The sequence below is a fragment of the Enterobacter sp. WCHEn045836 genome, assembly GCF_003965585.1.
GTDB classification, from domain to species: domain Bacteria; phylum Pseudomonadota; class Gammaproteobacteria; order Enterobacterales; family Enterobacteriaceae; genus Enterobacter; species Enterobacter dissolvens.
Window position 1 is genome coordinate 76240 of record NZ_RXPT01000004.1, and the last position, 23899, is coordinate 100138.

Below are 23899 nucleotides of genomic sequence, written 5' to 3' on the forward strand. Positions count from 1 at the left end.
CGGGCTTTTTCTTCATTAGACCTGCTAATACCCAATTAATATTATCAATTTCCTCTAATGTTATTCTCAAAGTATAGTCTGCACCAAAGACCATTCTGCGAGATTGATGTCATGTTATCGTACTATTTTCAGGGGCTTGCGTTAGGCGCAGCCATGATCCTTCCCCTTGGTCCGCAAAACGCGTTTGTGATGAACCAGGGGATTCGCCGCCAGTATCATCTGATGATTGCCCTGCTGTGCGCGGTAAGCGATTTGCTGCTGATCTGTGCCGGGATTTTTGGTGGTAGCGCGCTGCTGATGCAGTCCCCCTGGCTGCTGGCGCTGGTGACCTGGGGTGGGGTCGCCTTCCTGCTGTGGTACGGATTCGGTGCGCTGAAAACGGCGATGAGCAGCAACCTGGCGCTGGCGAGCGCCGAAGTGATGAAGCAGGGACGCTGGAAGATTATCGTCACCATGCTGGCGGTAACGTGGCTTAATCCGCATGTCTATCTCGACACCTTCGTGGTGCTGGGTAGCCTGGGTGGGCAACTGGAGGTTGAACCGAAGCGCTGGTTTGCGCTGGGTACGGTGAGCGCCTCCTTCCTCTGGTTCTTTGGCCTCGCCGTTCTGGCGGCGTGGCTGGCACCCCGTCTGCGTACCGCCAAAGCCCAGCGGATCATCAACACGCTGGTGGGCGTGGTGATGTGGGTCATTGCCTTTCAGCTGGCAAAAGAGGGGATTCATCATGTTCAGGGATTGCTCAACTAAGCGTTGTCTTATGGACAACTGAGCAAGACCCGCTAAGCTTGCTGGCATGCGCCCTGTTGTTGGGGCACTCTTCGCAACATGGAGGAATGACAGTGAAGTTTAACGTGATGGCCCTGGCGGCATTAGTAAGTTTAGGTGCGGTGTCTGTTCAGGCGAATGAATTGCCAAATGGCCCGCACATCGTCACTTCAGGTACCGCCAGCGTGGATGCGGTACCGGATGTTGCGACGCTGGCAATTGAAGTGAATGTGGCCGCGAAGGATGCCGCTTCCGCCAAGAAGCAGGCTGACGATCGTGTTGCGCAATATCTCTCTTTCCTGGAGCAGAATGGTGTTGCCAAAAAAGACATCAGCTCTGCGAACCTGCGTACTCAGCCTGATTACGACTACCAGAACGGCAAAAGTATCCTGAAAGGTTACCGTGCCGTGCGCACCGTTGAAGTGACCGTCCGCCAGCTGGATAAGCTGAACTCCCTGCTGGATGGCGCGCTGAAGGCAGGTCTGAACGAAATCCGTTCCGTCTCACTGGGCGTTGCGCAACCGGAGAAATATAAAGACGAAGCGCGTAAAGCGGCAATTGATGATGCAATGCATCAGGCGCAGCAGCTGGCCGCTGGCTTTAAGAGTAAACTCGGCCCGGTGTATAGCGTGCGTTACCACGTCTCTAATTATCAGCCAAGCCCAATGGTACGGATGATGAAAGCCGATGCGGCACCGGTATCTGCTCAGGAAACCTATGAGCAGCCGACCATTCAGTTCGACGATCAGGTGGATGTGGTGTTCCAGCTGGAACCGACTCAAACTCAGCAAACTGAGGCGGCTAAGGCGCAGTAATTTGCCCTCACCCTAACCCTCTCCCACAGGGAGAGGGAATTCAAGCGATTAATCCTGTCTCAACACCTTGTGCCCGTAAGCCAGCAGCGCGTCGGTGACGTTGCGCATCATGCGGCTTTCCGGTGCAAAACGGTGCCAGTAGAGCATCCGGCGCTGATACAGCCCCGGCGTCAAATCAATCAGCTCACCGCTTTTCAACTCTTTTTCAATTTGCAGGTGTGGGATCATGCAGCAGGTGGTCCCCTGACGCGCAAGCTGCACGAAGGCCTCGGACGAGTTCACGATATGGCACGGCACGCTGCCCGGCGGCAGGTCAAAGTTTTGTTGCAGGAAAGCCTGATGCATATCGTCCAGATGGTCGAACGCCACCGCAGGCGCCTTAAGCAGTGCGGCGCGGGTGACGCCATTGGGGAAGTAACGTTCAGCAAAGGCTTTTGAACCGACAAACAGGTAATCCAGCGCACCCAGTTGATCCACCAGACAGCTTGGCAGTGCCTGAGGCTGGATACTAACCGCTCCAACCACTTCACCACGGCGCAGGCGTTCCTGAGTGCGGGTTTCATCTTCAACCTGCAGATTCAGGCGGATAGGGGAGTCGGCCAGGACCGGGGCGAGGGCGGGCAGCAGCCATGTTGCCAGACTGTCGGCGTTCACCGCCAGCGACAGCAGCAACGGCGTAGAACCCGTTTGTTCATCACCCAGCCATTCGTCTTCCAGCAGCTCGACCTGACGCAGCAGGGCGAGGAGCTTTTGTCCTTGCTCTGTTGGACGCGGTGGCACGGTACGCACCAGCAGTGGCTGCCCGAACATATTTTCAAGCTGTTTGATACGCTGTGATACGGCGGACTGAGTAATACACAGCTTTTGCGCTGCGCGCTCAAAACCGCGTTCACGAATAACTGCATCAAGTGCCTGTAGTGTTCTGTAGTCCGGACGTTTCATTGCTCTGGCTTACTCCTTAATTTTGCTTAATCTGCACTATGACACAATTTTCCCTTTGTGGCAGACGAATTCCACCTCACGTGTTCTATAATGCGCCCTAAGTTTTCATACCACAGGCAAAACGATCATGACGCAGGATGAACTGAAAAAAGCAGTAGGATGGGCCGCGCTCCAGTACGTGCAACCGGGTACTATCGTCGGTGTGGGTACGGGGTCGACGGCGGCACACTTTATCGATGCGCTGGGCACGATGAAGGGGCAGATCGAGGGCGCGGTTTCGAGCTCCGATGCTTCCACGGAAAAGCTGAAAAGCCTCGGCATTACCGTTTTCGATCTGAACGAAGTGGACCGTCTGGGGATCTACGTTGATGGCGCGGATGAAATCAACGGGCATATGCAGATGATCAAAGGCGGCGGTGCGGCGCTGACGCGTGAAAAGATCATCGCCTCTGTCGCGGATAAATTCATCTGTATCGCAGATGCATCCAAACAGGTCGATATTCTGGGTAAATTCCCGCTGCCGGTTGAAGTGATCCCGATGGCGCGCAGTGCCGTGGCACGTGAGCTGGTAAAACTGGGTGGCCGTCCGGAATACCGTCAGGGTGTGGTCACCGATAACGGTAACGTGATCCTCGACGTGCATGGCCTGGAAATTCTCGACGCGATTGCGCTTGAAAATGCCATCAACGGCATCCCGGGCGTTGTCACCGTAGGGTTATTTGCCAACCGTGGTGCGGATGTTGCGTTGATCGGCACGGCTGATGGCGTGAAAACCATCGTAAAATGATCTGACGGGGGGAGCACTCCCCCCGCTAAAAAATTTTTGAAAAGCTAAATTCGGTGACTTGTGTCACGTTTTTCGCCCCTCTCTTGCCGATCCTTCCGCATTCATAAATATCCACAGCATTTTACTCTGCTATTTTGCGCTGTATGACTTTTCTTCAGAGTGCCGACGCAAACGTTCATATTGCTGCAATAGTTTTTTTTGATATGTTGGCTAAGCGGATTTCAATCCAGCACAACATCAGTTCAGACAAAAAAACAGGGTCGGGTAAATGGCAAAGGTATCACTGGAGAAAGACAAGATTAAATTCCTGCTAGTAGAAGGCGTGCATCAAAAAGCACTCGATAGCCTTCGCGCGGCAGGTTACACCAACATCGAATTTCACAAAGGCGCGCTGGATACTGAAGAGCTGAAAGCGTCCATCCGTGATGCCCACTTCATCGGCCTGCGATCCCGTACTCACCTGACTGAAGATGTTATTGCTGCGGCGGAAAAGCTGGTCGCTATCGGCTGTTTCTGCATCGGTACCAACCAGGTTGACCTGAATGCTGCCGCAAAACGCGGTATCCCGGTCTTCAACGCCCCGTTCTCCAACACCCGTTCCGTGGCGGAGCTGGTGATTGGCGAACTGCTGCTGCTGCTGCGCGGTATTCCGGAAGCTAACGCCAAAGCCCACCGCGGCGTGTGGAACAAACTGGCCGCAGGCTCTTATGAAGCGCGCGGTAAAAAACTGGGTATCATCGGTTACGGCCACATTGGTACCCAACTGGGTATCCTGGCTGAATCCCTGGGTATGCATGTTTACTTCTACGACATCGAAAGCAAACTGCCGCTGGGGAACGCGACTCAGGTTCAACATCTTTCTGACCTGCTGAACATGAGCGACGTGGTGAGCCTGCATGTGCCGGAAAACGCCTCAACCAAAAACATGATGGGCGCAGAAGAGCTGGCGCTGATGAAACCGGGTTCACTGCTGATCAATGCCGCACGCGGTACGGTTGTCGATATTCCCGCGCTGTGCGATGCCCTGAAGCGTAAGCATCTGGCGGGGGCGGCTATCGATGTCTTCCCGACGGAGCCTGCGACCAACAGCGATCCGTTTAACTCTCCGCTGTGCGAGTTCGACAACGTGATCCTGACGCCACACATCGGTGGTTCTACTCAGGAAGCGCAGGAGAACATCGGCCTGGAAGTGGCGGGTAAACTGAGCAAATACTCCGATAACGGCTCAACGCTCTCGGCCGTTAACTTCCCGGAAGTGTCGCTGCCGCTGCACGGTGGTCGTCGTCTGCTGCACATTCACGAAAACCGTCCGGGCGTGCTGACCGCCATCAACCAGATCTTTGCTGAGCAGAGCGTCAACATTGCCGCGCAGTATCTGCAGACGAACTCGCAGATGGGTTACGTGGTGATTGATATCGAAGCAGATGAAGATGTGGCCGAGAAAGCGCTGCAGAGCATGAAGGCCATTCCGGGGACGATTCGCGCGCGTCTGCTGTACTGAGGGTGTGAGGTAAATGCAAAACGGTAACGAGAGTTACCGTTTTTTATGTTTTCTCCCTCTCCCTGTGGGAGAGGGCTGGGGTGAGGGCATCAGGCTGCACGCCTGTTTCACCATTCCCACAACTTCGATGGCGTCACCACCGCCGGCAACGGCACATCCCACTTCTCGACCGGCAAAGCTTCTACCGCCTGACAATCATGCGCATAACCCACCGGCTGCAACCCGTACTGCCGCCAGTTTTGCAACGTCCTGTCATAGAAGCCCCCGCCCATTCCTAAACGTTGGCCCTGTTCATCAAACGCCACCAGCGGCGTAATCAGTACGTCCAGCTGTGACAGCGGCAGCACGTCGCGTACATCCAGCTTCGGCTCGGTGATTTTCAGACGATTCACAACCAGTTCGCTGTGCGGGTGGTAGTGCAGAAACAGCAGATTCCCCGCGCTAAACGGATGCAGCACCGGGAGGTAAACCCGCTTTCCGGCTCGCCAGAGTTGTTCGATGAGCGGCTGCGTATCCAGCTCACCATCAAATGAGAGAAACAGCGCGACGGTATGCGCCATCACCACCGGCGGATACGCCATCATGCGTGCGGCGGCCTGTTGGGCAAAATGCGTTTGCTGTTCAGGGGTTAACGCCCGGCGACGTTGACGAATTAACTGACGAATGTCCTGGCGTGAGGCAAAAACTTCAGGGAATTGGGTCATGGTAGTGGGTAGAAGAAGAGTGAGGGAATCTCCGAGATGCCGCCGCAGGCTGTAACCCTTGAACCCTTGGTTCAAGGTGAATGTGTCGTCATAGTTTTAAGGCTTCTCGGACGAACCGAGCATGCTCACCAACCATGGAGCGCCACATTCTTGTGGTATGAAATATCGGCTCAGGGGACTGGCCCGCTTGCGAACATCTCAGAGAAATTTTGTCTTCACAGTTACTCTACCATAGTCAACTGAGAAGTGTTATTCAAACTTTGGTCCCGGTCTTTCGGGATTGCGACCTTGATCAAGCAACGCCTGTTCTATGGTCTGCTGGAGCATTTTAATGCGCTGCTCCATGCTTGCCGCGTAGTCGCGGGTCTTCGCTTTTTCCTGAGTCAGTTCATAGCTGATGTTCAACGCGGCGATAAAAACCAGCTGCTCAGTATTTGTGACTCTAGTGCGTTCTTTAAGATCTTGCAACCGCTGATTCAAATCGTCCGCAGCCTGATTCAAAGCATCCCTTTGTTCAGGAGGACAATTCACTCGCAGTGAACGGCCAAAAATCTGGAGATCGACGGGTTGTGCAGACATGCCACCTTCCTGCTGATTGACTGCGCTGCCTTCGCTTACTGCCCCGGGGGCTGCGAAGGGGCGACACTATAGCTACCCTGATGTGAAGATACAAGCCCTTTTCTGGTATCACCAGGGTCCAAAGTGGTAGCATATCATGAATATTCCTCCCTTTGATGACGAAAGCTCATGTCTATACAGAACGAAATGCCTGGTTACAACGATTTAAACCAGTTACTGAACCAGCAGGGTGTGGGTTTAACCCCTGCCGAAATGCACGGTCTGATCAGTGGCATGCTATGCGGCGGAAACAGCGACAGCTCATGGCAGCCGCTGATCCACGACCTCACGAACGAAGGGCTGGCGTTTGGTCATGAACTGGCGGAAGCGCTGCGAAAAATGCACTCGGCAATCAGCGATTCGCTGGAAGACGATGGCTTCCTTTTTCAGCTTTATCTGCCTGAAGGCGACGATGTCAGCGTGTTCGATCGCGCCGATGCGCTGGCCGGTTGGGTAAACCACTATCTGCTGGGGCTGGGCGTCACGCAGCCTAAGCTTGATAAAGTCACCGGCGAAGCGGGTGAAGCGATCGACGATTTGCGTAACATCGCGCAACTGGGTTACGACGAAGAAGAAGATCAGGAAGAGCTGGAGATGTCTCTCGAAGAGATCATCGAGTACGTTCGCGTGGCGGCACTGCTGTGCCACGACAACTTTACGCGCTCAAAGCCAACCGCACCGGAAGTCCGTAAGCCAACCTTACATTAAGAAAAATAACGCACAGGAGGGTGTCATGGTTATCTCGAATCAAGAGTATTCCCGTCGTCGTCAGGCGCTGCTGGCAAAAATGCAGCCAGGAAGCGCAGCGCTGATTTTTGCCGCGCCCGAAGTGACGCGCAGCGCCGACAGTGAATACCCCTATCGCCAGAACAGCGATTTCTGGTACTTCACCGGGTTCAATGAACCGGAGGCGGTACTGGTGCTGATCAAGAGCAATGACACCCACAACCACAGCGTGATTTTCAACCGCGTTCGGGATCTCACGGCGGAAATTTGGTTCGGTCGACGTCTGGGGCAAGAGGCCGCGCCAGCAAAACTGGGTGTGGACCGTGCACTGGCGTTCAGCGAAATCAACCAGCAGCTCTATCAGTTGCTGAACGGGCTGGATGTGCTTTACCACGCGCAGGGCGAGTATGCGTATGCCGATGAGATAGTCTTTACCGCGCTGGACAAGCTGCGTAAAGGCTCCCGTCAGAATCTCTCTGCCCCGGCCACGCTGACGGACTGGCGTCCGGTGGTCCACGAGATGCGCCTGTTCAAATCGCAGGAAGAGCTGGACGTGATGCGTCGTGCAGGCGAAATCAGCGCACTGGCACACACAAGGGCGATGGAGAAGTGCCGTCCTGGCATGTTTGAATATCAGCTGGAAGGCGAGATCCACCACGAATTTAACCGCCACGGTGCCCGCTATCCCTCCTACAACACCATTGTCGGCGGCGGCGAAAACGGCTGTATTCTGCACTACACCGAAAACGAAAGTGAGCTGCGTGACGGCGATCTGGTACTGATTGATGCGGGTTGCGAATACCAGGGCTATGCGGGCGACATTACCCGTACGTTCCCGGTGAACGGTAAGTTCTCACCCGCGCAGCGCGAGATTTATGACATCGTCCTTGAATCCCTTGAGACGGCGCTGACGCTGTATCGCCCCGGCACCTCCATCCAGGAAGTGACCGGCGAAGTGGTGCGCATCATGATTACCGGCCTCGTAAGGCTCGGGATCCTGAACGGTGATGTGGATACCCTGATTGCTGAAAATGCGCATCGCCCCTACTTTATGCACGGCCTGAGCCACTGGCTGGGGCTGGATGTGCATGATGTGGGCGCGTATGGTGCAGAACGTTCTCGCGTGCTGGAGCCGGGGATGGTGCTGACCGTTGAACCGGGGCTCTACATTGCGCCGGATGCCGACGTGCCGGAAGCGTACCGTGGGATTGGCATTCGCATTGAAGATGACATTGTCATCACCGAAACCGGTAACGAAAACCTGACCGCGGGCGTGGTGAAAAGCGCCGATGACATTGAGGCGCTGATGGCAGCGGCACGCCCATGAGCGTGATTATCGTGGGTGGGGGGATGACGGGAGCGACGCTGGCACTGGCCATCTCGCATTTGACGAAAGGGCAACTCCCGGTCCATCTGGTGGAGGCCGTGGCGCCAGAGGCGTCCGATCATCCCGGTTTTGATGCCCGCGCCATTGCGCTGGCACAGGGGACATGCCAGCAGCTCGCGCGCATTGGCATCTGGCAGGCGATTGCGGATTGTGCGACGGCAATCAACACCGTTCACGTCAGCGATCGTGGCCATGCCGGGTTTGTGACGCTGGACGCCCAGGATTACCGCATCGATGCGTTAGGCAGGGTGGTCGAACTTCACGACGTCGGGCTGCGTCTGTTCCGTTTATTGCAGGATGCCCCGGGCGTGACGCTGCATTGCCCGGCGCGCGTCGCCAGCTTTAGCCGTAGCGAAGAGGCGGTCAGCGTGACGCTGGAAAACGGCACGGTTCTCGATGGCCAGCTTCTGGTCGCCGCCGATGGTTCACGTTCTGCGCTTGGCACCCAGTGCGGCGTGGAATGGCGCTCGCAGCCTTACGGGCAGGTCGCCGTTATTGCTAACGTCTCCACGGCGGGAGAACACAATGGCAGAGCGTTTGAGCGTTTCACCCAGCACGGCCCGCTGGCCATGCTGCCGATGTCAAACGGACGCTGCTCGCTGGTGTGGTGTCATCCCCAGGATAAAGCGGCTGACGTTGAGGCCTGGTCCGACGAACGTTTTTGTACCGAGCTGCAAAAAGCCTTTGGCTGGCGGCTGGGGCGTATTACCCATGCGGGAAAACGCGCTGTTTACCCGCTGTCGCTGACCACGGCATCTCAGTCCATCTCCCATCGCGTGGCGCTGGTGGGCAATGCCGCACAAACGCTGCACCCAATCGCCGGGCAAGGCTTCAACCTTGGGTTGCGCGACGTGATGAGCCTGGCAGAGACTCTGTCCCAGGCGTGGCATGAGCAAAAAGATTGCGGCGCGTATCCGGTGCTCAGCCATTATCAGAAGCGACGCCGGGCGGATAAAGAAGCGACTATCGGCGTCACCGATGGCCTGGTGCATCTGTTTGCCAATCGCTGGGCACCGCTGGTTGCAGGCCGCAACCTTGGGCTGATGGCGATGGAATTATTCATTCCGGCACGTGACGTGCTGGCGCAGCGGACCCTTGGTTGGGTCGCGCGTTAAGGAGTTATCATCGTGCAAAATGTTGATGTCGCCATTGTGGGCGGCGGAATGGTAGGGCTGGCGCTGGCCTGTGGTTTACAGGGCAGCGGTCTGCGCGTGGCCGTGCTGGAGCAAAATCTGCCTCAGCCCGTTGCGCACGATGCGCCACCGGAACTGCGCGTCTCGGCAATCAATGCCGCCAGCGAAAAACTACTGACGCGCCTTGGCGTCTGGTCAGATATCGTGGCGCAGCGTGCCAGCTGCTATCACGGGATGGAAGTGTGGGACAAAGACAGCTTTGGCCATATCGCGTTTGATGATGAAAGTATGGGCTATAGCCATCTGGGTCATATCATCGAAAATGCCGTCATTCACCATGCGTTATGGCAAAAAGCGCAATCCTGCAGCGATATCACCCTGATCGCGCCCGCGCAAATCCAGCAGGTGGCGTGGGGGGAAAATGAAGCGTTTATCACCCTGCAGAGCGGCGATATGTTGACCGCGCGTCTGGTGGTGGGGGCAGATGGTGGAAACTCCTGGCTGCGTAACAAGGCGGATATTCCCCTGACCTTCTGGGACTATCGTCATCATGCGCTGGTCGCAACCATCCGTACTGAAGAGCCGCACGGTGGCGTTGCGCGCCAGATTTTTCATAACGATTGCATTCTGGCGTTTCTGCCGCTGAGCGATCCGCACCTGTGCTCGATCGTCTGGTCTCTGGTGCCGGAAAAAGCACAGCTGATGCGCGAGGCGACGCCAGAGGCGTTTAATCAGGCGCTGTGCATGGCGTTTGATAACCGTCTTGGTCTGTGCACCCTTGAGAGCGAACGTCTGGTGTTCCCGTTGACCGGCCGCTACGCGCGCCAGTTTGCGGCGCACCGTCTCGCGCTGGTGGGTGACGCGGCGCATACCATTCATCCGCTGGCCGGGCAGGGGGTTAACCTCGGCTTTATGGATGCGGCAGAGCTGGTGAATGAGCTGCGCCGTCTGCACCGCGAAGGTAAAGACATCGGCCAGCATCTTTACCTGCGTCGCTACGAACGCAGCCGCAAGCACAGCGCGGCGGTGATGCTGGCAGGCATGCAGGGCTTCCGCGAGCTGTTTGCCGGGGCAAACCCGGCGAAAAAACTGCTGCGCGACATCGGCCTCAAACTGGCCGACACCCTTCCGGGCGTAAAACCTCAACTTCTTCGCCAGGCGATGGGTCTTAACGACCTGCCTGACTGGCTACGCTGATTTAGACCCCCGTCACACTTTATTTACCCGGCCTCTGCGCCGGGTAAATATGCTCGTTTGAAATATTCTAATTTCACGTCATTTTTCGCATTAGATAATCTAATCTGGCTATTTTTGTGTTGCGGAAATTCGGCCCGTTTTTCCGCACGAAATATCACCATGTGCTAAATCTTGTTAGATCGTTGTTAATTTTATGCGGGTTGAATCGCATTTTACCAGTGAATAACTCTGTAGGCTTTTCAGCGTTTTTTGGTCATAAGCTAATGTGATGACCTGTTTTACCTTATGGTTAATCGCCGGTTTCGGTGGTAAGTTCAGGTAAAAGAGAACGTTTGCGTCGGCGCCGGGGAACGGGGCCGATACCGGGATTCACGGTGAATTTTTCAACGAGGAAAAGATGGCTCAACAGACTCCTTTGTACGAACAACACGTGTTATGCGGTGCACGTATGGTGGACTTTCACGGCTGGATGATGCCGCTGCATTACGGCTCACAGATTGATGAGCACCACGCGGTACGCACCGATGCCGGTATGTTCGACGTGTCCCACATGACGATTGTCGATCTGCGCGGTAGCCGCACCCGGGAGTTTTTGCGTTATCTGCTGGCAAACGACGTCGCAAAACTGAAGACGCCAGGTAAAGCGCTCTACACCGGCATGCTAAATGCCTCCGGCGGCGTGATTGATGACCTCATCGTCTACTATTTCACTGAAGATTTCTTCCGCCTCGTTGTAAACTCCGCCACCCGCGAAAAAGACCTCTCCTGGATTACCCAACACGCCGAACCGTATGCCATCGACATCACCGTCCGTGATGATCTGTCGCTGATCGCGGTGCAGGGGCCGAACGCGCAGGCGAAAGCCGCCACGCTGTTCAACGACGAGCAGCGTCAGGCCACCGCTGGCATGAAGCCGTTCTTCGGCGTGCAGGCAGGCGATCTGTTTATCGCCACCACCGGCTATACCGGTGAAGCGGGCTATGAAATTGCCATGCCGAATGAAAAAGCCGCCGATTTCTGGCGTGCGCTGGTGGAAGCGGGCGTCAAGCCAGCAGGACTGGGCGCGCGCGATACGCTGCGTCTGGAAGCGGGCATGAACCTCTACGGTCAGGAGATGGATGAAAGCGTCTCTCCACTGGCCGCTAACATGGGCTGGACCATCGCGTGGGAACCGGCTGACCGCGAATTTATTGGCCGTGAAGCGCTGGAGATGCAGCGCGAAAAGGGCACTGATCAGCTGGTTGGCCTGGTGATGAAGGAAAAAGGCGTGCTGCGCGGCGAGCTGCCGGTACGTTTTACCGATGCAGACGGCAATCCGCGTGAAGGCGTGATCACCAGCGGTACCTTCTCCCCGACGCTGGGCTACAGTATTGCACTGGCACGCGTGCCGGCCGGCATTGGCGAAACGGCGGTGGTACAGATCCGCAACCGCGAAATGCCTGTCCACGTGACCAAACCGATTTTTGTTCGCGCCGGTAAACCGGTCGCCTAATCATTTTTATCAGGAGAACTTCAATGAGCAATGTGCCAGCAGAACTGAAATACAGCAAAGAACACGAGTGGCTGCGCAAAGAGGCGGACGGCTCTTATACCGTTGGGATCACCGAGCACGCGCAAGAGCTGCTGGGCGACATGGTGTTTGTTGACCTGCCGGAAGTGGGCGCGACCGTCAGCGCGGGCGACGACTGCGCTGTCGCGGAGTCCGTTAAAGCGGCATCTGATATCTACGCACCGGTAAGCGGTGAAATCATTGCCGTTAATGACGCGCTGAGCGACTCCCCGGAACTGGTTAACAGCGAGCCGTATGAAGGCGGCTGGATCTTCAAGATCAAAGCCAGCGACGAATCGCAGGTTGCTGCGCTGCTGGATGCCACCGCATACGAAGCCCTGTTAGAAGACGAGTAAGCCATTATCCCTCTCCCTTCGGGAGAGGGCAGGGGTGAGAGTGCCCATCTTCCCCTCACCCTACCCCTCTCCCACAGGGAGAGGGAACTTAAATTCACTGCACGTTTCAGGAACCATCGCTCATGACACAGACTTTAAGCCAGCTTGAAAACCGTGGCGCCTTCATTGAACGTCACATTGGGCCGGATGCTCAGCAACAGCAGGAGATGCTGAAGACAGTTGGCGCGGATTCATTAGACGCACTGATCGGCCAGATCGTGCCAAAAGACATCCAGCTTGCCACGCCACCACAGGTGGGTGAGGCGACGACTGAATTTGCTGCGCTGGCAGAATTAAAGGCCATTGCAGCCCTTAACAAGCGCTATAAGTCTTACATTGGCATGGGTTATACCAACGTGCAGTTACCGCCGGTGATCCTGCGCAACATGCTGGAAAACCCGGGCTGGTATACCGCGTATACCCCCTATCAGCCGGAAGTGTCCCAGGGCCGTCTGGAAGCGCTGTTGAACTTCCAGCAGGTGACCCTGGATCTGACCGGACTGGATATCGCTTCCGCCTCTCTGCTGGATGAAGCCACTGCTGCGGCAGAAGCCATGGCGATGGCGAAGCGCGTGAGCAAGCTGAAAAACGCCAACCGCTTCTTTGTGGCGGCGGATGTTCATCCGCAGACGCTGGATGTGGTACGCACCCGTGCGGAAACCTTTGGCTTCGACGTCATTGTCGATGATGCCGACAAAGTACTGGATCACCAGGACGTCTTTGGCGTGCTGCTGCAGCAGGTGGGTACCACCGGCGAAGTGCATGACTACAGCGCGCTGATGACCGAACTCAAATCCCGCAAAGTCGTTGTCAGCGTCGCCGCTGATTTTATGGCGCTGGTACTGCTAACGGCGCCTGGCAAACAGGGTGCGGATATTGTCTTCGGCTCTGCGCAACGCTTCGGCGTGCCGATGGGCTACGGCGGCCCGCACGCAGCATTCTTTGCGGCAAAAGATGAATTCAAACGCTCCATGCCGGGCCGTATTATTGGCGTGTCAAAAGACGCTGCCGGTAACACTGCGCTGCGCATGGCGATGCAGACGCGTGAGCAGCATATCCGCCGCGAGAAAGCGAACTCCAACATTTGTACCTCACAGGTTCTGCTGGCAAACATCGCCAGCCTGTATGCGGTGTTCCACGGTCCGGTTGGCCTGAAACGCATCGCCAGCCGCATTCACCGTCTGGCCGATATTCTGGCCTGTGGTCTGCAGCAGAAAGGCCTCAAACTGCGTCACGCTCACTACTTCGACACCCTGTGCGTTGACGTGGCGGACAAAGCGGCGGTGCTGGCACGTGCTGATGCGGCGCAAATCAACCTGCGCAGCGACATCCATAACGCGGTCGGCATCACCCTCGATGAATCCACCACCCGTGAAGATATCGTCAACCTGTTTAACGTGTTGCTGGGCGACGCGCACGGTCTGGACATCGATACGCTGGACAAAGAGGTCGCGCTCGACAGCCGTTCTATTCAGGACGGTATGCTGCGTGACGATGCGATCCTGACGCACCCGGTCTTTAACCGCTACCACAGCGAAACCGAGATGATGCGTTATATGCACTCTCTGGAGCGCAAGGATCTGGCGCTGAACCAGGCGATGATCCCGCTGGGCTCCTGCACCATGAAGCTGAACGCGGCGGCCGAGATGATCCCTATCACCTGGCCTGAGTTTGCTGAGCTGCACCCGTTCTGCCCGGCCGAGCAGGCGGAAGGCTATCACCTGATGATCAACCAGCTCTCCGACTGGCTGGTGAAACTGACGGGTTATGACGCGCTCTGCATGCAGCCAAACTCCGGCGCGCAGGGTGAATACGCCGGGCTGCTGGCGATCCGCCACTATCACGAGAGCCGTAACGAAGGCCACCGTGATATTTGCCTGATCCCAAGCTCTGCCCACGGCACCAACCCGGCCTCCGCCCAGATGGCGGGTATGGAAGTGGTCGTGGTGGCGTGCGATAAGAACGGCAACATTGACCTCGCTGACCTGCGTGCGAAAGCCGAACAGGCGGGCGATAAGCTCTCCTGCATCATGGTGACCTACCCGTCGACTCACGGCGTGTACGAAGAGACCATCCGTGAAGTCTGCGAAGTAGTACATCAGTTCGGCGGCCAGGTTTATCTTGATGGCGCGAACATGAATGCGCAGGTGGGCATTACCTCGCCGGGCTTCATCGGCGCGGACGTTTCGCACCTGAACCTGCATAAAACCTTCTGCATTCCGCACGGCGGTGGCGGCCCGGGTATGGGGCCAATCGGCGTGAAAGCGCACCTGGCACCGTTTGTTCCGGGCCACAGCGTGGTGCAGATCGAAGGGATGTTGACCCGTCAGGGCGCGGTGTCAGCGGCGCCGTTTGGTAGCGCCTCAATCCTGCCAATCAGCTGGATGTACATCCGCATGATGGGCGCGGAAGGGCTGAAAAAGGCAAGCCAGGTGGCGATCCTGAATGCTAACTACATCGCGACCCGCCTCAAGTCGGCCTACCCGGTGCTCTACACCGGCCGCGATGGCCGCGTGGCGCACGAGTGCATTCTGGATATTCGTCCGCTGAAAGAGCAGACCGGCATTAGCGAGCTGGATATTGCCAAACGTCTTATCGACTATGGATTCCATGCACCAACCATGTCCTTCCCGGTTGCGGGTACGCTGATGGTGGAGCCAACGGAGTCCGAGAGCAAAGCCGAGCTGGACCGCTTTATTGATGCGATGCTGGCCATCCGCATGGAGATCGACCGCGTGCAGGACGGCGAATGGACGCTGGAAGACAACCCGCTGGTCAATGCGCCGCACACGCAGCATGAAATGGTGGCGGAGTGGAATCACGGTTACAGCCGTGAACTGGCGGTCTTCCCGGCCGGTGTGGCAAACAAATACTGGCCAACCGTGAAACGTCTTGATGACGTCTACGGCGACCGTAATCTGTTCTGCTCCTGCGTACCAATGAGCGAATACCAGTAATCGTGTTGATGTAGTAACGTAGGCCGGGTATGGCGAAGCCGCCATACCCGGCTTTTTTATTGGGAGAAAAGAATGGGTATTGCACTTGTCACCGGCGCCAGCCGCGGTATCGGTAAAGCCACCGCGCTGCAGCTGGCAAACGAAGGCTACACCGTGGCGGTGAATTATCACCATAACATTAAGGCCGCGACGGACGTTATCAACCAGATCGTCGGGGCGGGCGGTAAAGCCTTTGCCCTGCGCGCGGATATCAGCGATGAAGCGCAGGTACTGGCGATGTTCGACAGTCTTGACCGCGAAGCGGAGCCGCTGACCGCGCTGGTAAATAACGCCGGGATCCTGTTTGAGCAATCCACCATCGAAAATCTTTCGGCTGAACGCATCAATCGTGTGCTGGCAACCAACGTCACGGGGTATTTCCTCTGCTGCCGTGAAGCGGTAAAGCGTATGTCGCACAAACATGGCGGCAAGGGTGGGGCGATTGTGAATGTCTCCTCCGCGGCGTCACGACTGGGCGCGCCGGGTGAGTATGTGGATTACGCGGCGTCCAAAGGGGCGGTGGATTCACTGACAACCGGGTTAGCGCTGGAAGTGGCGGCGCAAGGTATCCGCGTTAACTGCGTGCGCCCTGGGCTTATCTATACCGACATCCATGCCGACGGTGGAGAGCCGGGACGTGTGGATCGCGTTAAGTCGTTGCTGCCGATGCAGCGCGGTGGCCAGCCGGAAGAGGTGGCCCAGGCGATTGTCTGGCTGCTGAGCGAGAAGGCGTCGTACGTGACGGGCAGTTTTATTGAGTTAGCGGGCGGGAAGTAAACCTCTCACCCTAACCCTCTCCCCAAAAGGGAGAGGGGAGCAATCGTAGGCCGGTGCAAGCGTAGCGCCCGCCCGGTGTTACAGAGTTAAAGCGTCTCACCGTTACTGGCAATCACACCTTTATACCACTCGAAGCTTTTCTTACGGGAGCGCGACATGTCACCTGTGCCGTCGTCGTGCTTGTTCACATAGATAAAGCCATAGCGCTTGCTGTACTGGCCGGTGGTGAAAGAGACGCAGTCGATACAGCCCCACGGTGTGTAACCCATCAGATCAACCCCATCGTGCGTCACGGCTTTGATCATCTCTTCCACGTGAGCGCGCAGATAGTCGATGCGGTAGTCATCGTTGATGCTGCCGTCTTCTTCCACTTTATCGTAGGCGCCAAAACCGTTCTCGACGATAAACAGCGGTTTCTGATAACGCTCGTATAGCTCACACAGAGAGTAGCGCAGACCCACAGGGTCAATCTGCCAGCCCCAGTCAGAGGCTTTCACGTGCGGGTTGGGCACGCTGCCTTCAAAGCCTGAAATTGCATCGCCGGTACCGCCTTCGGCTTTGACAGCGTTCGTCATGTAATAGCTGAAACCTAAGTAGTCGCAGGTACCTTCGCGCAGGATCTGCTCATCACCCGGCTCCATGTTAATGGTGAAACCTCGGCGCTCCCATTCATTCAGTACGTAAGACGGGTAGTAACCGCGCAGCTGAACGTCGGTAAAGACGTAGCGTTCACGCATGGACTCCTGGGCAAACATCACGTCCTCCGGTTTACAGGAGAACGGATAGAGCGCCACCATCGCCAGCATACAGCCGACCTTCATTTCCGGGTTAATACGACGCGCAGCTTTCACTGCCAGGGCGCTGGCCACAAACTGATGATGCAGCACCTGGTACATGGTCTCTTCCGGGTTGTCGTGCTCGGTATAGACCACACCGGAGCAGCAGTAGCCGAACAGCGGGGCACGCCAGTTACGCTGATTGTTGATTTCGTTGAAGGTCATCCAGTATTTGACCTTGTTTTTGTAACGCTCGAAGACCACTTCCGCGAAACGGACAAAGAAATCGACCACTTTACGGTTGGTCCAGGCGCCATACTCCTGCACCAGGTGCAGTGGCATTTCGAAGTGGGAGAGGGTGATCACCGGCTCGATGTTGTACTTCAGTAACTCATCGAACATATCGTCGTAAAACTTCAGCCCTTCTTCATTAGGCTGCGTTTCATCACCTTTCGGGAAGATGCGCGTCCACGCGATAGAGGTGCGGAAACATTTGAAGCCCATCTCGGCAAACAGCTTGATGTCTTCTTTGTAGTGGCCGTGAAAATCGATGGCCTCGTGGTTGGGGTAGTATTTACCCGGTACCACTTCCTGAGTGATTTCACGGGGGACGCCATGTGCACCACCGGTCAGCACGTCACAGATGCTCGGCCCTTTGCCGCCCTTGTTCCAGCCGCCTTCCACCTGGTGAGCAGCAACCGCGCCGCCCCATAAAAAATCTTTTGGTAAGGTTAATTTTTTCATCGTTGCTATTCTCAATTCATGACTTATTGGAATCGAGTCTAGCAAAGCGACATTAAATGTCACGATATAACAATTTGCCTGAATTGTAATTTGTTACATGCAAAAAACAGGATGTTTTATTCTGTTAATTTCTTCGCCAGTTTACGCCCGAGCGACTCCAGAATATAAATAACGGGGATTTGGGTGGTGATATCATACACGCCTGCAATACGTGTCTGTGGAACATGCCAGGAAAGATTAAAATCGGCCAGTTTTGCCAGCCGCGAATGCTCATGGCTGGTAATGGAAAGTACCTTGCAGTGATGCAGGCTGAACTGGCTGGCAAAGCGCAGGATCTCTTCCGTTTCACCGGATACCGACAGTACAATCGCCAGCGCATTTTTGGCCATGTCATTGGTTACCGGGAAATAAGGATCGTCGATATGGTTGCTGAATTTACCGATATTAGAAAAGAAGCGTGCGCCATATTTTGCCAGCGAGCCTGAGGTCCCCGCGCCGACAAAGATAATTCGCTCGGACGATAATATTATCTCCACCGCTTCATCTAATAATGTATCGAACTCTTCATTATTAACGCTTTTAAAGAAGCTGATAATTTCACTGGCACCAAAATTTACCTGCTGAGGCTCATTCTGCTCCAGATAGAGCTTAAAGCGTACGCGGAATTCAGAGTAGCCTTCGCAGTTGAGTTTGCGGCAAAAGCGCAGGATAGTGGTGGTGGAGACACCCGCCGCGTCCGCCAGTTCACGGATAGTCATGTACATCACTTTGTCACGATTTTTGATGACATAGTTGTAGACCATCATCTCCAGATTATTGAGACTGGCAATGGCGGCGTGGGTGAACATACTCACAGTGGCATAACTCTCATTCAGACTTCATTGATCCATCATAACATGCAGCCGGAGGGCAGGATCCATTTTTATGCCTTTGATTTATAATGATTAAATTTTAATGTGAACAAATGTAAGGTGAAATGGTTTTTTATATATATGATTTTTATATATAAATTATGGATTGAAATTATTTTAGCTAACAGGTGTTCACTGGAATCATTCTCAGTTAGCATAGTCATGCGATGAATAATCATCTTTCGTTTTCCCGGAGTTTTGTATGGTGAGCAGACCATTAATCGCACAGGGATATTCACTGGCTGAGGAAGTAGCCAACAGCATCAGCCACGGCATTGGCCTGGTGTTTGGTATTGTCGGTTTAGTGTTATTACTGGTGCAGGCGGTGGACACCAACGCCAGTGCCATGGCCATTACCAGCTACAGCCTGTATGGCGGGAGTATGATCCTGCTGTTTCTGGCGTCGACGCTGTATCACGCCATTCCGCATCAGCGGGCGAAGATATGGCTCAAAAAATTTGACCACTGCGCTATCTATCTACTTATTGCAGGCACCTACACGCCGTTCCTGCTGGTGGGCTTGAACTCACCGCTGTCGCGTGGCCTGATGATTGTGATCTGGAGCCTGGCATTGCTGGGGATCCTGTTTAAGCTGACCATCGCGCACCGGTTTAAGGTGCTGTCGCTGGTGACCTATCTGACGATGGGCTGGCTGTCGCTGATAGTGGTTTATCAGCTGGCGATTAAGCTGGCGGTGGGGGGCGTGACCCTGCTTGCCGTCGGCGGTGTGGTCTACTCGCTGGGCGTTATTTTCTACGTCTGCAAGCGCATCCCTTACAACCATGCCATCTGGCACGGCTTTGTGCTTGGGGGCAGCGTGTGCCACTTTCTGGCAATTTATTTGTATGTGGGGCAGGTGTAGTTTTTACATCTTGCGGTCTGTTGCCCTCACCCCAACCCTCTCCCACAGAGAGAGGGAGAACACCAAAACCGTAGGCCCGGTAAGCGCAGCGCCACCGGGCGATACAGCATCACTCTTCCAGAGAATACGGCAGCGGCTCAATACTCAGTGTATTGGCATCATCACGCACGCGGAACACGCTGTCGGCTTCCATGTCGTTGTTCATCACCGCCTGCACCAGCAGACGGCCATCATCCAGTTGAACGGCGGCTAACACAGTGCCGGTACGGCGCCAGTTTTCGCCCATCTTCAGTTCTAAATCTTCACCCGCTTCCGGTACACGGCTGGCGTGACCCGCCAGGGTCCACAGTGCACGCTTATTCGCGCCGCGGAATTTCGCTCGCGCGACCATCTCCTGGCCGGTGTAGCAGCCTTTTTTAAAGCTGATACCGCCCAGCGCCTGCAGGTTGGTCGCCTGCGGAATAAACTGCGCGCTGTTGGCCGCATCAATCACCGGCAGACCCGCTTCAATGTTCAGCGCCAGCCACTGCTGGCTGTTATTGAACTGGGCTTCACCGCGCAGGGCCTCAGTAACGCGTTCGGCGGTCGCGGTGTCGGTCACCAGCAGGAAACGCTCTGCAGGGTGTTCAAACCACAGGATGGAGGTTTCACCTTCGCTGACCAGCTGTTTTTCTGCATCCGGCAGGTCGCTGAACAGGTTTTTCAGCGCAGCACGCGCCTGGAAACCGGCCACGCCCAGCAGCACGTGCTCGTCATCTGGTACAATCGTGACTTTGGAAAAGACCGCGTATTTCTTCAGCTCTTTAAGCTGGTCATCACGCAGGCTGCGGCGCTCAATAAAGGCAAAGCCATCCTGACGGCGGAACAGACGCAGGTTGCTCCACATTTTGCCTTTTGGATCGCAATGCGCAGCCAGCAGGTGCTGATGTTCGGTCATCTGGCTGACGTCTGCCGTGACCTGGCCCTGCAGGTATTTTTCGGCGTCGGCACCCACGAGTGTGGCCAGCGCCCAGTCATCAAGAGAAATAAGCGTCAGCGGCAGACGCGCAGAGGCGGCGGGCTGGCGAGGAGAAAATGGTGTAAATGCCATAACGGTATCCTGAATTGCTTAACGCTTTGATAATGCCTAATGGTAAAAGAGACTACAGCCATTGCAAGCGCTTTCAGCAGACCATTCGTGCCATAACGCAGCAATGCGTAGCGCCACGCAAAATAGTGTAATCCGCTGTCTTTATAGGGTTTATTCTGGAAGCCCGCTTCAGCTTCGCAATATTCCAGTAAAGAAACGGTCAAAAACACGTTACACTAGCGAGTGTCCCCGCAGAGAAATAAAGAAGACTGAACGGGGTACCGACTGTGCCAAACGTAATGCAGGAAACAGAACATGGATATTAACAACAAGGCCCGTATTCACTGGGCATGCCGACGCGGCATGCGTGAACTTGATATCTCCATCATGCCTTTCTTCGAATATGAGTATGACAGCTTAAGCGATGAGGATAAGCGTCTGTTTGTTCGCCTGCTTGAGTCTGACGATCCCGATTTATTCAACTGGCTGATGAACCACGGCAAGCCCGCCGACACCGAGTTGCAACGGATGGTGCAATTAATTCAAACACGGAATCGGGAACGTGGTCCTGTGGCAATCTGATCTTCGCGTCTCATGGCGCTCGCAGTGGATGTCGTTATTGCTCCACGGCCTGGTCGCGGCCTTTGTTTTACTGATGCCGTGGCCGCTTAGCTATACGCCTCTGTGGCTGTTGTTGTTGTCGTTCGTCGTTTTCGACAGCGTGCGCAGCCAGCGCCGGATCAATGCCCGCCAGGGTGAGATTAAATTACTGATGGACTCCCGCCTGCGCTGGCAGGGGCAGGAGTGGGATATCCTCGGTATGCCCTGGATGCTCAGTTCCGGCATGATGCTACGGTTACGCCAGGTGGGCGGCGGTAAGTGCCAGCATCTGTGGCTGGCCGCCGACAGTATGGATATTGCGGAGTGGCGGGATCTGCGCCGGATGATATTGCAGCAGCAACCGACGCAGGAGTGATACGCGTTAGCTGAACTTCTCAGCCATTTCGCCCAGAATCTGTTCGCACCAGGTTTGCAGACGTTCATCACTCAGATCGTACTGGTTGGTTTCATCCAGCGCGAGCCCGACAAACAGCTGGCCGTCTGCGATAACCGGCTTTTTACTGGTGAACTCGTAACCTTCCGTTGGCCAGTAGCCGATAAACGTAACGCCTTTCGGGGCCAGCTTATCATGCAGCATGCCGAGCGCATCCAGGAACCATTCACCGTAACCGAACTGGTCGCCCATACCGTACATGGCAATGATTTTGCCGTCGAGGTTGAGCGTATCGAGCTGCTCCCAGATGGCTTCCCAGTCTTCCTGTATCTCGCCGAAATCCCAGGTCGGGATGCCGAGGATCAATACGTCGTATTGCTCCATCAGCGTGAGCGCATCATCTTTCAGGTTATGCAACGTCACCAGTTCCGGGCCAATGATGTCGCGAATTTTCTCTGCTGCCATTTCGGTGTAGCAGGTGCTGGAACCATAAAACAGACCAATATTCATCGCGTATCTATCTCAATTCTTGCTATGACTTTGCGCGTAGTGTACCAGAAACCGGTCGCAATCAGGCATAATGCCCGGATTGCAGAATCAAAGGGGCTGATGTGGAAAAGGATCTCGCACTCATCGAGCAGTTTCTTGACGCGCTGTGGCTGGAGAAAAACCTGGCCGAGAATACGCTGAGCGCCTACCGGCGAGATCTCACCATGCTGGTGGAGTGGCTGGCACGCCGGGAACTGTCGCTGGAGAGCGCACAAAGCGACGACTTGCAGGCGCTGCTGGGCGAGCGTATGGAAGGGGGCTACAAAGCCACCAGTTCCGCGCGTCTGCTCAGTGCAATGCGTCGACTGTTCCAGCATTTGTACCGCGAGAAAATTCGCGCAGACGATCCCAGTGCTCTCCTGGCATCGCCTAAACTCCCGCAGCGGCTGCCGAAAGATCTCAGCGAAGCACAAGTTGAGAGATTATTACAATCACCCGCAGTTGACCTGCCGCTGGAGTTACGCGATAAAGCCATGCTTGAGCTATTGTATGCTACCGGCTTGCGCGTTTCGGAACTGGTTGGCCTGACGATGAGCGACATCAGCTTGCGTCAGGGCGTGGTTCGTGTGATCGGTAAAGGGAACAAGGAACGGCTGGTCCCGCTGGGAGAAGAGGCGGTGTACTGGCTGGAAACGTATCTGGAGCACGGACGTCCGTGGTTGCTGAATGGCGTTTCTATCGATGTCTTGTTCCCCAGCCAGCGTGCGCAGCAGATGACGCGACAAACGTTCTGGCATCGCATCAAGCATTACGCCACACTGGCGGGTATTGACAGTGAAAAGCTGTCGCCGCATGTGTTGCGACATGCCTTCGCGACACATCTGCTGAACCACGGCGCCGATCTGCGCGTGGTGCAGATGCTGCTGGGACACAGCGATCTTTCCACGACGCAAATTTACACCCATGTCGCGACGGAACGCCTGCGGCAGCTACACCAACAGCACCACCCTCGTGCGTGAGTGCCGACGAATTGTTACAGGATCTTATATGAAAAAGTCTTTTGCGCTGTTCACCCTGCTGGCAGCCTCTTTTACCGGTTTTGCCCATGCGGATGACGCCGCTATCAAACAGTCGCTGACGAAACTCGGCGTGACCAGCAGCGATATTCAGCCTGCACCGGTGGCGGGGATGAAAACCGTTTTAACCAACAGCGGCGTGCTGTACGTAACCGAAGACGGTAAACACATTATTCAGGGGCCGATGTACGACGTAAGCGGCGCGCAGCCGGTGAACGTGACCAACCAGCTGCTGATGAAAAACCTGAATGCGCTCGAAAAAGAGATGATCGTTTATAAGGCGGCGCAGGAAAAACACGTCATTACCGTCTTTACCGACATCACCTGTGGCTACTGCCACAAGCTGCATGAAGAGATGAAAGATTACAACGCGCTGGGTATTACCGTGCGTTATCTGGCTTTCCCTCGCGCGGGCGTGCAGAGCCAGCCTGAGCAGGACATGAAGGCCATCTGGTGTGCGAAAGATCGTAACAAAGCGTTTGATGACGCGATGAACGGTAAAGGCGTGCAGCCGGCTTCCTGTGATATTGATATCGCCAACCACTACGCGCTGGGCGTGCAGTTTGGCGTGACCGGTACGCCAGCCATTGTCTTAAGCAACGGCTACGTTGTGCCGGGCTATCAGGGGCCAAAAGAGATGAAAGAGTTCCTCGACGCGCACCAGAAACAGTTTGGTGGTAAATAAT

24 protein-coding genes and 1 other RNA gene are annotated in these 23899 nt (G+C 55.5%); 17 read left to right on the forward strand and 8 right to left on the reverse strand.

What is annotated here, in order from left to right; translation table 11 throughout:
- Positions 1–111 precede the first annotated feature (111 nt).
- Together argO and EKN38_RS06500 are read left to right on the forward strand one after the other, a co-directional pair.
- A complete protein-coding gene (gene argO, locus EKN38_RS06495) occupies positions 112–747 on the forward strand; it encodes an arginine exporter ArgO (RefSeq protein WP_014833192.1) in 636 nt (211 codons plus the stop codon).
- Positions 748–839: 92 nt separating this feature from the next.
- Complete coding sequence (locus EKN38_RS06500; protein WP_014833191.1) at positions 840–1580, forward strand: oxidative stress defense protein; 741 nt, start codon at positions 840–842, stop codon at positions 1578–1580.
- Between the two features lie 48 nt (positions 1581–1628).
- Here EKN38_RS06500 and argP read toward each other — a convergent pair whose 3' ends face one another.
- Entirely contained in the window at positions 1629–2522 is an 894-nt protein-coding gene (gene argP, locus EKN38_RS06505) for a DNA-binding transcriptional regulator ArgP (protein ID WP_008499727.1), read from the reverse strand.
- Positions 2523–2649: 127 nt separating this feature from the next.
- On the opposite strand from argP, the gene rpiA reads away from it, so the two are divergent.
- A complete protein-coding gene (gene rpiA / locus EKN38_RS06510; RefSeq protein WP_013098630.1) occupies positions 2650–3309 on the forward strand; it encodes a ribose-5-phosphate isomerase RpiA in 660 nt (219 codons plus the stop codon).
- Between the two features lie 268 nt (positions 3310–3577).
- Entirely contained in the window at positions 3578–4810 is a 1233-nt protein-coding gene (serA, locus tag EKN38_RS06515) for a phosphoglycerate dehydrogenase (protein WP_013098629.1), read from the forward strand.
- 107 nt (positions 4811–4917) lie between these two features.
- On the opposite strand, the gene EKN38_RS06520 is transcribed toward serA, so the two are convergent.
- The 3 genes from EKN38_RS06520 to zapA form a co-directional block, all read right to left on the reverse strand.
- Positions 4918–5514, reverse strand: a complete 597-nt coding sequence (locus EKN38_RS06520) for a 5-formyltetrahydrofolate cyclo-ligase (protein WP_014833190.1) — start codon at positions 5512–5514, stop codon at positions 4918–4920.
- Between the two features lie 24 nt (positions 5515–5538).
- Positions 5539–5722: non-coding RNA, 6S RNA (gene ssrS / locus EKN38_RS06525), on the reverse strand.
- Between the two features lie 41 nt (positions 5723–5763).
- Positions 5764–6093: a cell division protein ZapA gene (zapA, locus tag EKN38_RS06530; protein WP_006811891.1), complete on the reverse strand. Its 330-nt coding sequence runs from the start codon at positions 6091–6093 to the stop codon at positions 5764–5766.
- A 168-nt stretch (positions 6094–6261) separates the two neighbouring features.
- On the opposite strand from zapA, the gene EKN38_RS06535 reads away from it, so the two are divergent.
- From EKN38_RS06535 to EKN38_RS06570, 8 genes are all read left to right on the forward strand, one after another.
- Positions 6262–6840, forward strand: a complete 579-nt coding sequence (locus EKN38_RS06535) for a YecA family protein (protein WP_014833189.1) — start codon at positions 6262–6264, stop codon at positions 6838–6840.
- A 31-nt stretch (positions 6841–6871) separates the two neighbouring features.
- Positions 6872–8185, forward strand: a complete 1314-nt coding sequence (pepP, locus tag EKN38_RS06540; protein ID WP_096927754.1) for a Xaa-Pro aminopeptidase — start codon at positions 6872–6874, stop codon at positions 8183–8185.
- A complete protein-coding gene (ubiH, locus tag EKN38_RS06545; RefSeq protein WP_014833188.1) occupies positions 8182–9360 on the forward strand; it encodes a 2-octaprenyl-6-methoxyphenyl hydroxylase in 1179 nt (392 codons plus the stop codon). Before pepP ends, ubiH begins: the two co-directional genes overlap by 4 nt.
- 12 nt (positions 9361–9372) lie before the next feature.
- On the forward strand, positions 9373–10575 hold the full coding sequence (gene ubiI / locus EKN38_RS06550) for an FAD-dependent 2-octaprenylphenol hydroxylase (protein WP_014833187.1): 1203 nt from the start codon (positions 9373–9375) through the stop codon (positions 10573–10575).
- A gap of 397 nt (positions 10576–10972) precedes the next feature.
- Positions 10973–12067 (forward strand): glycine cleavage system aminomethyltransferase GcvT, encoded by a 1095-nt coding sequence (gene gcvT / locus EKN38_RS06555; protein ID WP_047361357.1) that lies wholly within the window; start codon positions 10973–10975, stop codon positions 12065–12067.
- Positions 12068–12090: 23 nt separating this feature from the next.
- Entirely contained in the window at positions 12091–12480 is a 390-nt protein-coding gene (gene gcvH / locus EKN38_RS06560) for a glycine cleavage system protein GcvH (RefSeq protein ID WP_013098622.1), read from the forward strand.
- Positions 12481–12602: 122 nt separating this feature from the next.
- Positions 12603–15476: an aminomethyl-transferring glycine dehydrogenase gene (gene gcvP / locus EKN38_RS06565; RefSeq protein ID WP_014833185.1), complete on the forward strand. Its 2874-nt coding sequence runs from the start codon at positions 12603–12605 to the stop codon at positions 15474–15476.
- 72 nt (positions 15477–15548) lie between these two features.
- Positions 15549–16292: an SDR family oxidoreductase gene (locus EKN38_RS06570; RefSeq protein WP_013098620.1), complete on the forward strand. Its 744-nt coding sequence runs from the start codon at positions 15549–15551 to the stop codon at positions 16290–16292.
- Positions 16293–16378: 86 nt separating this feature from the next.
- Here the strand turns inward: EKN38_RS06570 and bglA are convergent, their stop codons facing one another.
- Positions 16379–17812 carry a 6-phospho-beta-glucosidase BglA gene (gene bglA, locus EKN38_RS06575; protein WP_014833184.1) on the reverse strand — a complete coding sequence of 478 codons (1434 nt, stop codon included), beginning with the start codon at positions 17810–17812 and terminating at the stop codon, positions 16379–16381.
- Between the two features lie 116 nt (positions 17813–17928).
- Positions 17929–18660 carry a MurR/RpiR family transcriptional regulator gene (locus EKN38_RS06580; protein ID WP_014833183.1) on the reverse strand — a complete coding sequence of 244 codons (732 nt, stop codon included), beginning with the start codon at positions 18658–18660 and terminating at the stop codon, positions 17929–17931.
- Between the two features lie 265 nt (positions 18661–18925).
- Here EKN38_RS06580 and trhA point away from each other — a divergent pair, with 265 nt between their 5' ends.
- Positions 18926–19585 (forward strand): PAQR family membrane homeostasis protein TrhA, encoded by a 660-nt coding sequence (gene trhA, locus EKN38_RS06585; RefSeq protein ID WP_003863433.1) that lies wholly within the window; start codon positions 18926–18928, stop codon positions 19583–19585.
- Positions 19586–19694: 109 nt separating this feature from the next.
- On the opposite strand, the gene ygfZ is transcribed toward trhA, so the two are convergent.
- Positions 19695–20675, reverse strand: coding sequence for a tRNA-modifying protein YgfZ (gene ygfZ / locus EKN38_RS06590; protein ID WP_014833182.1), 981 nt, complete (start codon positions 20673–20675; stop codon positions 19695–19697).
- 294 nt (positions 20676–20969) lie between these two features.
- Between ygfZ and sdhE the strand changes: the two genes are divergently transcribed.
- The gene (sdhE, locus tag EKN38_RS06595) at positions 20970–21236 is read left to right on the forward strand and encodes an FAD assembly factor SdhE (protein ID WP_013098615.1); all 267 of its coding nucleotides are present in this window, start codon (positions 20970–20972) and stop codon (positions 21234–21236) included.
- The gene (locus EKN38_RS06600) at positions 21217–21630 is read left to right on the forward strand and encodes a protein YgfX (RefSeq protein WP_014833181.1); all 414 of its coding nucleotides are present in this window, start codon (positions 21217–21219) and stop codon (positions 21628–21630) included. The genes sdhE and EKN38_RS06600 overlap by 20 nt, the downstream gene beginning before the upstream one ends.
- 6 nt (positions 21631–21636) lie before the next feature.
- On the opposite strand, the gene fldB is transcribed toward EKN38_RS06600, so the two are convergent.
- Positions 21637–22158, reverse strand: coding sequence for a flavodoxin FldB (gene fldB / locus EKN38_RS06605; protein WP_014833180.1), 522 nt, complete (start codon positions 22156–22158; stop codon positions 21637–21639).
- A gap of 101 nt (positions 22159–22259) precedes the next feature.
- Between fldB and xerD the strand changes: the two genes are divergently transcribed.
- Positions 22260–23156: a site-specific tyrosine recombinase XerD gene (gene xerD, locus EKN38_RS06610; RefSeq protein ID WP_014833179.1), complete on the forward strand. Its 897-nt coding sequence runs from the start codon at positions 22260–22262 to the stop codon at positions 23154–23156.
- Positions 23157–23184: 28 nt separating this feature from the next.
- Positions 23185–23898 carry a bifunctional protein-disulfide isomerase/oxidoreductase DsbC gene (gene dsbC, locus EKN38_RS06615; RefSeq protein WP_013098611.1) on the forward strand — a complete coding sequence of 238 codons (714 nt, stop codon included), beginning with the start codon at positions 23185–23187 and terminating at the stop codon, positions 23896–23898.
- Position 23899 lies beyond the last annotated feature (1 nt).